Source organism: Deinococcus arcticus, assembly GCF_003028415.1.
GTDB classification, from domain to species: domain Bacteria; phylum Deinococcota; class Deinococci; order Deinococcales; family Deinococcaceae; genus Deinococcus; species Deinococcus arcticus.
The window spans coordinates 1-15,526 of sequence record NZ_PYSV01000035.1 but is presented as its reverse complement, the minus strand read 5'-3'; the positions used below and the strand labels follow the sequence as shown (position 1 = coordinate 15,526).

At 64.1% G+C, this 15,526-nt stretch carries 12 protein-coding genes and 2 pseudogenes; 8 read left to right on the top strand and 6 right to left on the bottom strand.

Annotated elements, in window-relative coordinates; translation table 11 throughout:
- Window positions 1-99 precede the first annotated feature (99 nt).
- Window positions 100-411: pseudogene (locus C8263_RS18220) on the top strand (IS4 family transposase); the annotation flags it as partial.
- A gap of 11 nt (window positions 412-422) precedes the next feature.
- Here the strand turns inward: C8263_RS18220 and C8263_RS19120 are convergent.
- Window positions 423-875 (bottom strand): hypothetical protein, encoded by a 453-nt coding sequence (locus C8263_RS19120; protein ID WP_146160785.1) that lies wholly within the window; start codon window positions 873-875, stop codon window positions 423-425.
- A gap of 135 nt (window positions 876-1,010) precedes the next feature.
- Between C8263_RS19120 and C8263_RS18215 the strand changes: the two genes are divergently transcribed.
- The 4 genes from C8263_RS18215 to C8263_RS18200 are packed head-to-tail and all read left to right on the top strand — an operon-like array spanning window position 1,011 to window position 8,290.
- Window positions 1,011-5,453, top strand: a complete 4,443-nt coding sequence (locus C8263_RS18215; RefSeq protein ID WP_107139539.1) for a hypothetical protein — start codon at window positions 1,011-1,013, stop codon at window positions 5,451-5,453.
- Window positions 5,450-6,559 carry an Ig-like domain-containing protein gene (locus tag C8263_RS18210; RefSeq protein WP_146160784.1) on the top strand — a complete coding sequence of 370 codons (1,110 nt, stop codon included), beginning with the start codon at window positions 5,450-5,452 and terminating at the stop codon, window positions 6,557-6,559. Before C8263_RS18215 ends, C8263_RS18210 begins: the two co-directional genes overlap by 4 nt.
- 19 nt (window positions 6,560-6,578) lie before the next feature.
- The gene (locus C8263_RS18205; RefSeq protein ID WP_107139537.1) at window positions 6,579-7,871 is read left to right on the top strand and encodes a type II secretion system protein GspD; all 1,293 of its coding nucleotides are present in this window, start codon (window positions 6,579-6,581) and stop codon (window positions 7,869-7,871) included.
- On the top strand, window positions 7,868-8,290 hold the full coding sequence (locus C8263_RS18200) for a hypothetical protein (RefSeq protein WP_107139536.1): 423 nt from the start codon (window positions 7,868-7,870) through the stop codon (window positions 8,288-8,290). Before C8263_RS18205 ends, C8263_RS18200 begins: the two co-directional genes overlap by 4 nt.
- Before the next feature lie 409 nt (window positions 8,291-8,699).
- On the opposite strand, the gene C8263_RS18195 is transcribed toward C8263_RS18200, so the two are convergent.
- Complete coding sequence (locus C8263_RS18195) at window positions 8,700-9,650, bottom strand: tyrosine-type recombinase/integrase (protein WP_107139535.1); 951 nt, start codon at window positions 9,648-9,650, stop codon at window positions 8,700-8,702.
- 496 nt (window positions 9,651-10,146) lie between these two features.
- On the opposite strand from C8263_RS18195, the gene C8263_RS18190 reads away from it, so the two are divergent.
- Together C8263_RS18190 and C8263_RS18185 are read left to right on the top strand one after the other, a co-directional pair.
- Entirely contained in the window at window positions 10,147-10,584 is a 438-nt protein-coding gene (locus C8263_RS18190; RefSeq protein ID WP_107139534.1) for a hypothetical protein, read from the top strand.
- A 4-nt stretch (window positions 10,585-10,588) separates the two neighbouring features.
- Window positions 10,589-11,302, top strand: a complete 714-nt coding sequence (locus C8263_RS18185) for an IS6 family transposase (RefSeq protein ID WP_442873440.1) — start codon at window positions 10,589-10,591, stop codon at window positions 11,300-11,302.
- Here the strand turns inward: C8263_RS18185 and C8263_RS18180 are convergent.
- The 4 genes from C8263_RS18180 to C8263_RS18165 form a co-directional block, all read right to left on the bottom strand.
- Window positions 11,248-11,604, bottom strand: a complete 357-nt coding sequence (locus tag C8263_RS18180) for a replication initiation protein (RefSeq protein WP_233218910.1) — start codon at window positions 11,602-11,604, stop codon at window positions 11,248-11,250. The genes C8263_RS18185 and C8263_RS18180 overlap by 55 nt on opposite strands.
- Window positions 11,605-12,131: 527 nt before the next feature.
- Entirely contained in the window at window positions 12,132-13,037 is a 906-nt protein-coding gene (locus tag C8263_RS18175; RefSeq protein WP_158263860.1) for a ParB/RepB/Spo0J family partition protein, read from the bottom strand.
- Window positions 13,038-13,105: 68 nt separating this feature from the next.
- A complete protein-coding gene (locus C8263_RS18170; protein ID WP_107139532.1) occupies window positions 13,106-13,894 on the bottom strand; it encodes a ParA family protein in 789 nt (262 codons plus the stop codon).
- Between the two features lie 149 nt (window positions 13,895-14,043).
- Window positions 14,044-14,817: an ATP-grasp domain-containing protein gene (locus C8263_RS18165; RefSeq protein WP_158263859.1), complete on the bottom strand. Its 774-nt coding sequence runs from the start codon at window positions 14,815-14,817 to the stop codon at window positions 14,044-14,046.
- A 122-nt stretch (window positions 14,818-14,939) separates the two neighbouring features.
- Between C8263_RS18165 and C8263_RS18160 the strand changes: the two are divergent.
- Window positions 14,940-15,413, top strand: a pseudogene (locus C8263_RS18160) (IS4 family transposase); the annotation flags it as partial.
- Between the last annotated feature and the right edge of the window lie 113 nt (window positions 15,414-15,526).

Below are 15,526 nucleotides of genomic sequence, written 5' to 3'. Positions count from 1 at the left end.
AAGCGCTCTTGGCGCGTGAGACGAAGGCGACCAGTCGACGCAGGCCGTCAAGTCCGATCATAGGTGCTGCATCCGTTGTGTCTACAGGTGTATTCCCATTGGTACGTGGAAAACCTGCATTCAGCCCTCAAAACCAGAGGCTTCAACCTGGAAGATACGGGGCTCACTCAGGCAGAACGTGTGTCAACCTTGCTCACCTGCGTGTCCGCCGCCTTCATCTGGGCCTGTGTGACGGGTCAGCTCCTGGCCTCCAGGCAGCCCGTGAAACGCAAGAAACACGGACACCGTGCGGTGTCCGTGTTCCGATTGGGCCTCGATCATCTTCAGGATCTGTTGCTCCACCCCTCGCCTTCGTCCTGGCAAGCCCTACGCCTCACTTTTTTATGTTGGCCAACCATGCTGAGGGTCTGACGTGACCCTGTTCAACCAAACCAGAACACTATTCGAAGATGCGCCGGATCATCGACCTGTGCCCGGAGGTAAGGCAGCGTTTCCTGATAAAAGCGTCCTGCAGCCTCTCGACAGGTCAGCGGTGGATACCCTTTCAGTTCACAGGTTATGGTCTGTTCCCAATCAAAGGCCAGCAGTTCATCAAGCCCGACCCAGGACAAGCCGAAGAGGCAATCGTCATACGCGACGGCGGCCCAGCGCGCTGCAACAGTCGGACTGACATCTGTTGGCAAACCGCGGTAACGGGCGATGGGGGTCACAGTGTAGACCGAACGAACATCGGATAGGATGCCAAACAGGTTGTAATTCCGTTCAATAAAGGCAGGATGGGACCAGGATGGCCTTTCACCACGTTGAAGGAAATCGACCGCTTCCCAATGGTCGTTCTGAAAGCGCTCGTAATGCTCCAAGATATCCGTGCCCATAGGACAGATTGACATGAACCCTGATGGGTTGGAAAACGTGCAGGCCTCATGACCTGTACGTCCTCCATCTGGTCGCTCGCTGTCCGCTGTTCCTGCTATAAGCAAGCACATACGTGAGTTTTGACTGGTAGTTAGGTGATTTCGTTCACCCGTTCTGCTCTCTACGGCGGCGAATTGAAAAAGACCGTACAGGGGGCCGGGCCTAACCGCCGCGAACGCCTTCAGCATTTCGATAAGAGTGGTCACCTCAGGCGCGAGGAGGTGCTGACCACCAGCCCCACCGGGCAGGAGAAGGAGCAGTATCTCATCCGCGAATACGCCTACGACTCAGTGGGGAACCTGACGGCCCTGACCGAACCCAGTGGCAAGCGCGTGGCCTACCGGTATAACGACCTGGGTCAGCTAATTCAGCGTGACGTCTTTACCGGCAGTACGCTGGTGCGCTCGGCGCTGTTTGAGTACGACCGTTTCGGGCGCCTCGCTGCGGAGATCACGCCCAAGCAGCAGGGGCAGGGGTACAACTACCCAGAGGTCCGCACCACCAGTCAGGTCACCCAAACGCACAAGGTGATGCAGGGCGGCGTGACCTACGAAGTGCCTGCCACCATCGAGGACGCGGTCAGCGTCGGTGGCCGGGTCACGCGGCAGTCGGTGAGCCTGTTCGACACCTGGGGACGCCTCACTGAAACGCGCCGTACCGCCGATGGGCGTACGCGACTCTCCACGTTCAACTACGGGGACGGCAAACCCACCGCCTTTGCCCTGGTGCGCGCAGACGGCACCGTCGACGAGACGCAGGTGCGCCGGGCTGTCCAGCCGGGCGACAAGGTCGCATCCCAGACGGTGGCTGGTGTCCGCACCGAGTTCACGTACGACCAGGCGGGCCACCCGGTGGTGGAAGTCCTCAAGGGCGGCCTCGTGGTTGGGCACGATCAGGGCGTGCCGCAAACCCGGGACCGCCGACTCCTGCGGGCGTTTGACGGGTTCGGCAACAAGGCCAGCGAGTCCTCGTTCACCGGCGCGGCCGACAAACCCAAACTGGACGCGGTGAAGGTCTGGCGCTACCACGGGACCGGCGAACTGCAGATGAGCTGGGAGGGAAATCCTGACAATGTCACGGCCTACCGGTACGGCACGGGCGCTGATGCCGGGCGGCTGGTCAAGGAAACCCAGGGGGTGGGCTGGGACGCCGAGCGCGGTGAGGCCAGGACCCCACGGTCAGGCACGGTCTACACGTATGACGCGTTCGGCCGTCAGGACAGCCAGACCACCCTGGGCGGCGTGAAGACCAGCGTGATCTTCAACGCCCAGGACCGCCCCGTTCAATCACTGCAGGCCGACGGCAGCACCGTTACCACCCTGTACAGCGCCACCGGGGTGCCCGAGAAAATCACCACCACGCGCGCGGGGGTGACGACCACCGTGACCCGCGAGGTGGATGCGCTGGGCCGGATCACCCGGGAGCAGGTCACCGCCGGCACCCTGACGGCCGACGTCCGGCGCACCTTCGACCCGCAGGACCGGGTGCTGCGCGAGCAGGACTCCCGCCTGGATATGAACCGTCCCGGCGAGGACCAGGCAACGTATTACGTGTACGACGCGCGGGGCAACCTGATCAAGCAGCTGGGCGCGGCCATGAGCACCAACGGCGCGTACTTCGATGACCGTCGCCCCTACGTGGAATTCACATTTGACGGCCTGAACCGCAAGGTTGAGGCGCGCACCCTGCTGGCCGGCGTGATGACCCCCAGTGAGTTGACGCTCGACACGAACAGCAACCTGCTGGGCAAGTCGGTCGCTGTCACCCGCTACGGGTACGATGACCTGGACCGGCCGACCACCGTCACCACCCCGAACGGCACCACCATCACCCAGACGTTCGACGGGGCCGGCAATCTCACCGCCCAGAGCCTGCCCAGTGGTGAAGGCGATCCGTTTGTAACCCGGTTCGGGTATGACGGCGCCGGCCGGGTGGTTCAGACCATCAATCCCGCAGGCGAGAGTACGCGCGTGACCCTGAATACCCTGGGCCAGGTCACGGCACAGCTCAATGCGGTGGGGCAGACGATCAAGGTCATGACCTACACCCCCGACGGCCTCCTGACGGGCGTGGCCCAGCCCAAGTCCGGCGTGCTCACGGCCCAGGCCGTGGGCGAGTCGGCCCGGGACCTCGTCTGGACGGAAAAGTACACCTACGCCGCGGGCCAGCGGACCCCGGTGCAGCAGTGTGAAGCCTGGATGGACAAGGGCGCGGACGCCGCGGGGGCCTGCACCACCATCAAGTACGACGCCGCCGGCCGGCCGGTGCACATCACCGCGCCCGACGGCACCGTCACCCAGCAGGGCTTCGATGCCCAGGGCCGCCTGCTGGAGAAGACCACGCCGGACGGCCGCACCACCCGTTACGCCTACGACGTGTGGGGCCGGCTCGCGCAGGAGCAGGTCAGCCCGAACGCCGCGGACCGCAGCGCCGGCTTGACCGCAGGCCAGACAAAGACGTTCACCCGGAATCTCCTGGGGCAGGTGGTCACAGAAACCGTGAACGGCGTCGCCACCAGCCGCCAGTTCAACAGCCTGGGGCTGCTCACCGCGGAGTCCAGGCCCGCCCTGACGGGTGCCCGTGAGGTGCCCACCGTGCTGAGGGCGTACCGGCTCGACGGCCAGCTCAGCGCCCAGACGAGCGCCAGCTACCAGGGGGCGCTGCGCGGGGCCAATGCCCGGTACGAGATTGATGGTCAGACGACGCCAGCACCCACCGCGGGAGCGGTCCAGGTGTTCCAGCGGACCCCGGCTGGTCAGCTCGTCAAGGAAAGCCTGGTCGCCGCCTCAGGCGGGAGCGCCAAGACGCTGATGACCGCGACCTACACGCTGAACCCGCAGGGCCTCCCGATCAAGCGGGACTTTACCGGTGATCCAGGCCTGTACCGTGCCCCCCTGGGTGATGAAGCCACGTACGCCACGGGCTACCGGTATGACCGCGCCGGACGTCTCGTCGAGCAGTGGGACGACGTGAAAGGCACGAAGTTGAACGTTCTGACGCTCGCCTACGCGCCGTCCGGTCAGGTGGCCACCGCCGCCCATGACGTGCGGATCTACCAGGGCGGCGCCGTGCTGGCCGCCAGTGAAGGCCGCACCCGGGCCACGTACGACACGCGCGGCCAACTGCAGGCCACGGCCGTCACCGCCGGCGGGCAAACGACCGAAACCGCCTATACGTACTACGCGGGTGGGCAGGTGGCCAGTGCACGCGTGTCTGGCGGCGGCAGTGTCCACTTCATGGCCTACGACCCCCAGGGACGCGTTCAGGCCCTGACCGTCACCGGCCTTCAAAGCAAGCTTTCCGCGCAGGCCGCTGGGAAATTCAGTGAGTCCGCCACCGTCCGGACCAGCTACAGCCCCGACGGGGTCATCAAACAGACCGTGGAACGGGGAGACGGCAACTGCGTGTATGCCCGGCACCTGAATCTGGGTCTGGGCGGCCAGACGTACGGGGTGCAGGAATGGGCGAACACCTGCACCGGCACGCCCAGCACCACGCAGACCCAGACCCTGAATGCCCAGGGGCTGATCACGGGCGTCACCACGACAGCGGGGACAGCCTCCCTGAAGGTCACCCGTTCGTTCAGCGACCTCCTGCAGCCCACCAGTGAACTGCAGACCCTGACCGGGCAGGGGAGTGGGCAATGGAACGTGACCCGCACCTACACACCGGACGGCACCCTGCAGAGCCAGGCGCTGCAATCTGGCGCGGCGAACACCCGAACGGAATACCAGGTGGACGGCCTCGGCCGGCAGACGGGCCTGAGCGGCTCGGCGTTTGACGGCTGGCAGCAGCGGTTTGATGCCGACGGCCGGGTGACCGCCCTGATCGGACCGGCGGGTGCCGATGGGCGGGCGCCCATGATGGCCTTCCGGTACGACACGGCGGGAGAACTGCTGCTCAGTGCGCAGGTCGGTCCGGATGGTCGGGCCACCAGCCTGAGTGTTCAGGGCCTGCCCGGTCAGCCTCAAACCATCGCCCTGAAGGCCGGACCCACCACCCGCACCCGCGACGTGACCTACACCATGCTCGAAGGACTGTTCGGTGAGAACTGGAGCGAATTCGCGCCGCAAGGCACAGGTGGAACGGTGACGGCCCTGGCCGCCCCCACACCCCTGACTTCGGCCCAGTTCGGCCTGGTGCCCAAAGAGGTCACGGCGCCAGGCACGCTCACGGAGCAGAACCTGACCCCGCTGTCCCTGATCGCCCAGACCCTGTCGACTCCGGCGGTGACGGTGCTGTCAGCCCCCGCCGCGCTGCTGCCCAGTGAAGCGTTCAGCCTGAAACCGGCCGAGGTGCGTGCGCCGGCCACCGGCACTGGGTTAAGGCCCGACGTGACGGGGGGGACGACCGGTGGCCTGACGTCCACGTCCGGTGCCGCAGCCACCAATCCGTTCCTGCGGGTGACGCCCCCATCCGGCTGGCAGCCCCAGATGCAGCCTGACCTCAAGTTCCAGGCGTCGCCGACCAGCAGCCTGCTCGAAGAGCTGCGCCGCCTCGCGCAGGAACAGCGCGGCCCCTTTGGAGGCACCAAATGAAACGTACTGTCCCGCTGCTCCTGAGCGGCCTCCTCCTCACCGCCTGCCAGGATCCAGGCACGAAAACCCCACCTGCCGTGAAGGTGACGTCACCCACGGCTGGCCAGACGGTGACCGGCGTGCACCCTGTCGCGGTCGAAGGATCGGGTGACGTGGCCCGGGTGGACGTGTACGTCCGGCCTGCTGGCAGCAAAGACCTGGGCGTGCATGTGGGTGGGGCGAGCGCCGCGCCCTACCAGATCGGGTGGTCCACCCTCACGGTGCCCAACCAACTGACCGTTGACCTGTACGCGGAAGCCACATCGGCCAGTGGGCAGAAGGCCCAGAGCGTCCCCGTCAGCGTGAAGGTCAGTCATGGCGGCACGCCCAACCTCAACTACCTGATCGCCATTTCGTACCCGGGCACCAGCGTGGCGGGGGCCAGCACCGGCACCAGCCGGCGGCCAGAGCTGAACCCCGCCCTGGTGCAGGCACCGGCCGGGCCGCTCAAGACTCCTCTTCCCTTGACCACCACCCTGAACGCCCAGGCCACCTCCCGGGTCAACGACCTGGAGTGGGGCTGGGCCCCGGTGGACGGAGCCGACGGGTATGGGATCTTTCTGTCCACGGCCAGTGCGGCTGGGCCATTCAGCCGGCAGCGCAGCCAGCAGGCCAGCACCACCCCCGGGGAGCAGGGCTTCGCGACCACCGTGCAGGGTCAGGCTGGTGACGTCTACCACGGGACCGTCACCACCATCAAAGGCAGCGCCGAAAGTGGTCTGTCCAACACCGACAGTGCCACCATCCTGCCGGAGCCGGCCCTCGCCTCACCCGCTGAGGCGCAAAGCGTCAGTGACGGGCGGCCGATCCTGACGTGGACGCCCACGCCAGGCGCCGTGGCGTACCTGTACTACGTGTACAACCAGAATCCTTCGACGTCCAGACCCCGGGCGGTCTGGACCAACTACCCGGAAGCGCAGACCGAGCTGTCTGCCGTCTACCCCAGCAGTCGGGACGCCCTGCCCAGTGGCACGTACTACTGGCGTGTGGCTGCCGTGAGCTTCGACGCTCAACGCAAGGCAGACAGCTTCAGTTTCTCACCGGTCCGCACCTTCCGGGTGCCCTGACCAAAGGACAACGTTTTTTGTGCGTCACGCTGCTCTGCTTTCCCTGTTCTGTACCGCCACGCTGCTCCTGGGCTCCGCCTTCGCAGCGCCAGTTCAATTGACCCCGATTGGCACGAAGGACACGTTCGCCCTCCTCGGGACCATTCCCATTCAGTACACGTACGATCCAAGCCAGCGGGCCCTGGTGATTCCTGAAGGCAAACTCGCACCCAACACCGCGCTGCCCGAGGGCATTCGCACGGCGCAGAATGACGTGCAGCTCAGCATTTTTCTCCCTGAGGACTACCAGTTGGCGTTGTCCCCGGACGGGTTCCGACTGGAGTTGATCCGGGGCACAGGTGCCGTGCTTGTGGCACCCCCGACCACGGTGGGGCCTGTCGGTGCGGTGGCGACCGCGCCGGTCGTCAGTCCCCCCCAGCCGCTGGTGGCCACCGTGACGGCCCCGCCCGCTCCGGTGCTGGCGGAACCCACCATTTTCCTGCTGTCGTACGCCTCCCCCACACAGGTCGCCACCCTGCTCAACGACCTGTATGGCAGCACGAAAATCAGGGTTGACGAGCGCCGCCGGGCCCTGGTAGCCCTGGTCACGCCGGACGAGAAACGGGCGATTGAGGCGTTCATCCTCAAAGTGGACACGCCCAGTCCGCAGGTGGAATTCGAGGCGCAGGTTATTGAAGTGAACCGCAGCCTGACGAGTTCACTGGGGATCGATTACGACCAGATCTTCAACTTGAAACTGGCGGAGATCAAGCCTGGAGCCAGCCTGTGGAAACTGGGGGAGATTGCCCGGAATCCGCTGTCTCTGTCGATCGGGATCAACCTGCTCGAGAACAGTGGGGCGGCAAAAGTGCTCGCGAAACCCAGGATCACAGCGCTGGACGGGGTTGAGGCGCGCATCAACGCCACGCAGACCTACCCACTGATCGTCCGCGGCGCCGATAATGCCGCGCCGGTCGTGCAGAACATCACCACCGGGATTTCGCTGCGCATGCTGCCAAAGGTAACGCCAAACGGGGAGATCGAGGTGCAGGTGACCATCACGGTCTCGGCCCCCACGGGGTTGACGTCAGACGGCGCGCCTCAATACTCGAGCCGCGAGGCGACGACGATGGTGCGGGTCAAGGACCAGGAACCCATCGCCATTGGCGGACTGATCGAGGACCGGAAGATTGAAGGGGTCAAGAAGATTCCCGGCTTGGGCAATATTCCCATCATTGGTGAGCTCTTCAAAAAGACCACGGTCGATCAGCGCAACACCGACCTGGTCATTGTGGTCACGCCACGCCTGATCTTCCCCGAGAAAAAGCCGTGAGACGCCGCGCGTGGCTGGTGAGCCTGACCCTGACGGCCTGCGCGCCGGCGGTGCAGTCGCCCGATCGGGCCATGGACCTCTCCCCTCAGGCCACCCAGAACGTCCTGGGCAGTTTCAGCGCGGCGTTCGCCACCCTCGGCCTCCAGGTTCAGACGGTGCGGGGAACTGTGACGACACCCAGCACGGACGAAGCACTGCTTGACGTGGTGCGGCGCTTTAAGGAGGGTGCGCCCGGTTTCTGCCCGCTGGCGCAGCAGTCATTCTTCACTGACGCATCAGGACAGCAGTTCCTGACGGTGCTTGGCCTGGGCCAGGAGGTCACCTTTCTGATCTACGACCGCCTGAATCCAGCAGGCCTGATCAGTGTGACAGGGAGAGGGACAGTGCGCTCACCTGTGGGCGTGAAGACCTGCCGATGACACCACGAGGGCCATGGAGATGGGCTGAGCGCTGCTCCTAATAGGTGCCGAAAAGATTCATCACTGCTGCAGGCCGGTTTCTGGCCTGCAGTTTTTGCGGCGCCTTAAGCACTGGTGAGGTCGGGCTTCGTAAGGGATGCTGGTCCTGCTTGACCTTCCGACGAGCTGTCCCTGTGCTTCAAATGTGGTGCGGCCCAGCTGGGTCTACCATTCGCTGGAGAGGTCCTGTCACCAAACCTGTTGGCCGTTCTATTGAACTTTGAGCCGGTTCTCTCGCCTGTGCAAACGGACCCACCCAAGCCCGAGTGAACGCGACCAGGAAGAAAGGCGACCCGGAGAGGTCGCCTTTGATGTTGCCTACGATACCTCGGTATGCACGTTTAGGCCAGGACATGCGGCACATGTGGCATCAGAAGTCCTCGACCTCGTGCTGGACGTCGTTTTCTTCCATCGCCACATACCGCCGGGTTGTATCCACAGACGCGTGGCCGAGAAACACGCCAACCCGGGTAAAATCCTTGGTCGCGCGGTACAGCCGGGTCCCTGAGTGTTTCCTGGCCGCATGAAAGCCGCGCCAGGTCTGACCGTGCCCAGCCGCACGAAACGCGAGGCTCATGCGGTACTTGGCCTGGTGGTAGGACCAGTCGAAGAGTCGGCCATCGATTTGTGCTGGAGAGAGCCCGGCCACCGCCATGCGGACGCGTTTCCCCAGCGGAATTCGGCGGACCTTGCCACCCTTGCCGCGCACCGTCAGCTGCGTCCCCTGAATGTCAGAGACCTTCGCGGCCAGGGCTTCACTGACGCGCAGGCCCGCGTGGGCGCAGAGCAGCAACAACGCGGCCAGGCGGGCGTCGCAGTGGCTGAGCACCTCATCAATCTCGCGCATATACGGCGGATTCTTGACGATACCTGGTGTGGGGTCCGGCGGCACATGGATATCTTCAAAGGGCTGGGCTTCCGTCGCGCCGGCCCAGCGCAGGGCCCGGTACAGCGCCCGGGCGCCGGCCACGTACTGCGCCACGGTCGAGGCCGACAGGGTGCCCGTTTTTCCGCGTCCCTGTGACGGCCGCGTCTGCAGGTGCGCCACGTAGCGTCCGCCGTCCCGCCGCCCGGGGCGCAGCAGTTGCACCCCCTGATCCTGCGCCCAGGGCACAAAGTCGCTCACCGCCAGGCTGTAGGCCGCCAGGGTCTTCGGACTGGTCCGGGCCCCTTTGCGGCTGCCACTGGTCATGTAGGCCTGGGTGACCTGCACCAGGGTCGGGGCGTCGTAGGTGCTGGCCGCTTCGACGGCACGGACTCGTAGAGCTTGATCAGTCAGATGGATCAGGGCGAGGGGGTCACCAGTGCGGACGAGGGTCACAGTGATCTGAATTTAACACTAAACAACATTAGCGTGAAAACGAAGGTTGCGGATTGAGCCTGCTTGGCAGGCCCTAAGGCGGATCAAGGCGTTCACGCTGCAGCAGGTCAATAGAGAATCCATGGAGTTGAGCTTCACCCGCCTTTACCCCTCACCAGTTTTTGGAAGGGCCTTCCTGGGCTTCCTACGAGCGAGCCAAAAAACTTCGTCCTGGACGCCAAAAAATTTTCACAAATTATGCGACTAACAAAGTAAAATGATAATTTTGCCTCCAGGCAGAATATGGGTAACGAGGGGCTTAAGCGCGTCACCGCTGCCGCCTGGACTCCACCAGCCGTTGCACCACGCTGACAGCAAACGCCCGTGCCGGAGATGGGCCGTCGGCACGGGCGGCCCTCCCCGGCCAGGATGCGTCAAACGGCCTGTCTGGCCTCCGTCAGTCGGCGCTGCGCAAGGCAGGTTCGGGTGGCTACACTTCATCTGAAGAGGCCCACTGATGACGACTGCTGACCTGCGCCGCACCCTCCACGCTTCCCTGGATCGCCGCGTGCGCCCGGAGGACCTGCTCACGCCGATTGCGCAGCTGATTGCCGATCAACTGAGCCCGGCCGATCGGCAGCGCCTGCTCAAGGCGCAGCGGCAGGCGCGGGGGGCGGCTTCATTCCACTGGAGCAGCATGCCCGCCGACTTCCGCCGGCCGGCCGCCCCAAACCTTCAGGTCGCCGGCGCGCTGTTCGCTGCGCCGCTGCCGCCGACCGACGAGCCCGGCGTGGTAGCGCAGCTGGGCCAGTATCTCGGTCAGGCCAGTGCTGAGATTCACAAGCGGGTGGGCGAGAGTGATTTTCGGCGTGACCGACTCAACCGGGACGCGCGGGCGGCGGCGGGCCTGGATCTCAGCCGGCGCCGGTTGTGGCAAGTTGTTGGGGTAGGGTGACGCGGTGCTGAGTGGTCAGAAGCTCCTTGGATACCGCTTCCCCCTCGCGGTCATTGGCTACGCCGTCTGGCTGTATCACCGCTTCACCTTGAGTTACCGGGATATCGAAGAGCTCCTGCTGGAACGCGGCATCTGCGTTACCCGCGAGTCCATTCGCACATGGTGCATCAAGTTCAGTGACCTCTTTGCCCAGGGTCTCCGTCACCGGGAACCCCGACGGGGTTCCCGATGGCATCTTGACGAGATGTGCGTGGACGTGGGCGGTATCAAACACTGGTTGTGGCGGGCGGTCGACGAACACGGGGCCGTGCTGGACGTCTTCCTTCAGCAACACCGCGATACCGAGGCTGCTAGGTCGTTCTTCCACCGGCTGCTGGGGGAGTACGACGTGCCCGAGGCTGTCCACACCGACAAGCTCTGGAGTTATGGCGCCGCTCTTCGGGAACTTTCCGTGCTCCACAGCGTGGAGCACGTCCAGGTGGTGTCCACAGCCCGTTGCAATAACCTGATCGAACAGTCCCATCGACCGACACGACAGCAGGAACGACGACAACGAGGCTTCAGGTCACGCCACCGAGCACAAGGCTTTCTCAACTTGCACGCCCGCATCAGCAACCTCTGTCATCCAGCCCGCACCACCGTTCCTGCTCGCTCCCGTCGCCGTCACCAACAAACTGCCTTCAAGACATGGCAAGAAACTGTGTGGCAGGCGATCTGAACTTCAGGCTGCCTGCCTTCCTGGGGTCCCTCTGCTTCCTTGTGTCCCACAACTTGCCACAACCCCTGCGGACAGTCATGGGCGATGAAGAGGGTTTCGAGGGCCACCAGGGTGTCGGTATCAATGCCGTGCGGCCGTCCCTGAGGCGTAACGGCCTCGATCCGGAACGTCCGGCCGTTCACGGCAAACTCGGTATTCCAGTGGGTGATGCTCTGGTCCACCCGGGTGTGCATGCTGATCACGCCGAACCGGGCGAAGTTCAGTTCGTCGTAGAGGTTGGGGGTTTTGTTCTTCTTCGCCACTCTCAGCTCCTGGTGTTGTTTTTAACTGATGTAAAGATATAAAAAGAACAACAACAAGCGGGTACCCAATCCGCGTCATAAACGGTGTTTTTCGGGATTTTCCCGCAAAGGTATCGCTAATTCGCCCTGAAATCCCGCAAAGGTATCGCTAGTTTCAGCGGTCATCCCGCAAAGGTGTCGTCAGAGGCGTCCACAAGGCAGCTCAGGCGAACGAATCACGAATTCTACGGTCCAAACGCGATTTTGTTTTTTTCCCGCAAAGGTATCGCTAGTCGGGCCTGAGGCCAATCCCGCAAAGGTGTCGCTATGTCAGGCGAGAATCCCGCAAAGGTGTCGCTATTCCTGCGGACGACCAGAATCACTGTCTGACACGGCATTATTGCGCCTGTTCGGACACTTTCCCGCAAAGGTATCGCTGGTGGCCCGCGCTTTGAGCCGGGCCACCAGCGCCCCGAAACAGGTATTTTCCCGCAAAGGTGTCGCTACTGCGGCGAACGACAGACGGCCGACACGTTCGGCGGAACAGGCTATTTGAGGCGCTGCCGTGCGGGAGGGCTGGACCTCTCCCCCATGACGGCGGCCGCCTGCGTCAGCAGGGACAGGAGTTCGCGTCTCGCTTCGGGTGTCAGCTTGGCCAGCTGCTCCTTCGCGGTGAGGCGCCGGAAGGTCTCCAGCGCCCGGTCGAGGTCCTCGTGAGGCGCGCTCGTGCGGCTGGCCTCCTGAATCCGCTGGCGGATCTGCTGGACGGACAGCGCGTCACTTTCGGCGAGCAGGGCTTCACGCAGATCCTCGGGCGCCCGTTTGAGGGCAATGGCCTTGGTGTAGTCCAGCCGTCCCTCGCGGACCGCTTCCAGGAGCGGCGCCGGGAGGCGCAGCACGGGAAGGCGGTTTGCCACGAACGACGTCCACTCCCCGCGGGACAGGCCCCGGAACAAGGTGTCCAGGTGTGCAATCGCCTGCCGCTCGTCTTCGGACGCTCTCGCCAGGGCAGGATCGCGCATCCGCATCGATTTCCAGCGCTCGAGGCGGGGCGTGAGCTGATCTTTGGGAAGGTCCAGTTCCGCCGAGAGGATGTCGAGCACCGCGTCCGCTTCATCCACTGGATTCAGGTCCTCGCGCTGGAGATTTTCCACGGCCGACAGCTGCTGCACCTGCCGTTCCGTCAGGCCGGAGAACACCTTGACCGGGACGGTGGTCAGGCCGGCGGTGCGTGCAGCCCGCAGGCGACGTTCTCCGGAGATCAGGTCGTAGCCCGCCGCCGTCTGATGGACGGACAGGGGCTGCAGGATGCCGTGCGTCCGGATGCTGTCGGTCAGGCGGCCCAGGGACTCCGGCGTAAAGGAGCGGCGCGGTTGCTGAGGACGGGGCCGGATGGCGTCAATGGCCAGATCCGTCTGCACGTCGGGCGCGGGCGGGCTGGTGAAGCCGGCCATCAGTGTGCCTGGACCCTGGTGGCCCGCCAGAGGCCCCATCTTCATCTGTGGCCGCTCTTTCCTGGTGCTCACGCGGGCTGCCCTTGCAGCTCGAGGAAGGCGGTCACCACCTGGGCCATGTCCCGTGCCGCCTCACTGCCCGGTTTGTAGACCTGGACGGGCTGGCCGCTCATGCTGGCGTCGTTGTGGTCCGCGGCGCGGTAGCGGACCGGAGGCAGCACCGGCGCCAGCGGCGCGAGCTGCTCACGAATCATCTCCAGAACGTCAGAGTCATGCCGGTTGCGCTGGTCGTACATGGTTGGGAGGAACGCTGCGAAACCCAGGCTGGGTTTGACCCACTGCAGTTCGTTGACCATTCGCGTCAGACCGGGCAGCCCATCCACCGCCTTGAAGCGGGTCGCCACGGGCGTGATGACCGAATCCGCGGCGACCAGGGCATTGACGGTGAGGGTCCCCAGGCTGGGTGGCGAGTCGATCAGCACGAAGTCATAGGCCTGGGGCAGCCGGCCGAGGATATTGCTGAGTCGCCGCTCGCGGCCGATCTTGGCCAGCAGCTGCGCTTCGGCGATGGCCAGATCAATCGTGGCGGGATAGAGCGACAGGCCGTGAACCTCGACCGTGGCTGGCAATCTGGACTGGACGGCGTTGGGGTCGTCTTCCAGAAGCGCGGCCAGCAGGGTGGCGTCCTGGTTCAATCCCCATTTGTCGGCCCCCAGGAAAGACGTCAGGTTGCCTTGAGGATCGAAATCGACCAGCAGGACCCGGTGCCCACGTGAAGCGAGCTCATACCCGAAATCACGCGTGGCCGAGGTCTTACCAACCCCGCCCGCGTGGTTGAAGAAGGTGTAGGTCGTCATGTGAACCCAGCTTAGCGGATGCACACATAACGTTATGTGCAGCGGGGGTTTCCAGGCCTCTTGGAGCGAGGCGCACTACATGGATACCGTTGAGCAAGGTCGTAGAGGGTCAGTAAGATCGCGCGCATAGGTCACAGGCGTGCAGGGTATCAAGCGAGTGCCTCCGACCCTGCACGCCCGGTCTCCGCCTCGGGGCGCTGCGACGCGGTGAGGCAGCTCAGCACTTGATCGGGTGAACTGCCATAGAGACCCGACGCCCAGGTGGGATTGAATTCAATGACCGCCCATGCGCCGCCACGGAGTTGCCCTACGTCGATGACGTAGCTGGGTCCCAGTCCCGCCGTGCAGCTGCAAACCTGTTGGGCAAACGACCAGGCGGCCTCCCAGAAGGGGTCGTCCGCGCCTTCGTATCCGCTGGGTACCTTGGGGACCTGCCCGCCATCCCAGTAGAGCGAGCCGGTCTGTACCTGCGCGTCCAGCACAAAGAATCGGTACTCACGCACGAGCGTGACAGGCATGGAAATAAGGAGAGGATCAGACGGATCCAGTGTCTCCCACCCCGGAATGGCCGCCCCCGGCGGGTACACGGCTGCAGGGAAGAGCTTTTGATCGGCGGGCTTGATAAACCTTGCGTCCCAGGGAGCCTGGAAATCCTGCACCGTGCAAAAAAGGACCTCGCGGCTCAGAAACGCAGGCTCCAGTGTCGCCAAGGCGTCGTCTGCTGGCCGCAGCAGTTTCAGTCCAGCTTGCGCCGCGAAATGCTCGACCAGGAAACCTTCGGCATACACGCGGCTGGGCAACTGAAGCACGTCCGCTGGAAGTGTGCTGCCCTGCGCGCGGTGCACCCGCCATCCCTGGAGGCGGGCCGCTTCGCTGAGCAGCCGGGCGTCGTCGGAGTAGCGTTGACTGACGATGAGTTGCACTGAATCTCCTTGGTGTGAGGTATGTCCGCGTGCCCGTTCGGCCGTCAGGTGTCGGAGAACTGACTACTCCTCAAAATGGCTAACCGGCAGCAGAACACTGGCCCCTGTACGGTGTTTCTGCGATGCAACGGACCCAGAGCCGACACCCGTACGAGACCTTGCAGGCCGCTCTGCGGTCTTCTTTCCCCATTGACGCCAGACGGATGGCGGTCTTCGCAGCGCTGATCCTCGCCGTCATTCAGGCGCGCACTGTGGTGCTCTACACGCTCAAAAATCATGTCATGCTCGATGGGAGGCCAGCCATGCGGTACCAGCGGTTGCTGCGCTTCATGCAGTTCACCGTTCCAGAGGCGATGTTCGCTCGCTTTGCCGTCTCCTTTCTGCCCGAGGGCCCAGTAGATCTGATTCTGGATCGAACGAACTGGAAGCTCGGCCAGCAGGACATTAACATCCTGCTCCTCTCCGCCGTCTGGAACGGCTTCAGTCTCCCATTGATGTGGACCCTCCTCCCTCACGGTGGCGCCAGTGATCAGCGCACACGAGAAGCGCTCGTGGAGCGCTTCCTGACGGCTTGTCCCAAGTGTCGCGTCGGTTCTGGCAACTTAACCTGAGTGAGGCCGGAGTAGCTCAGCAGGTGGCTTGATTCTCAAGCCACCTGCTGCATCGCCTCTCGCAAGCGGAGAAGAGCTGCGGATTGATGGCTTCGTCT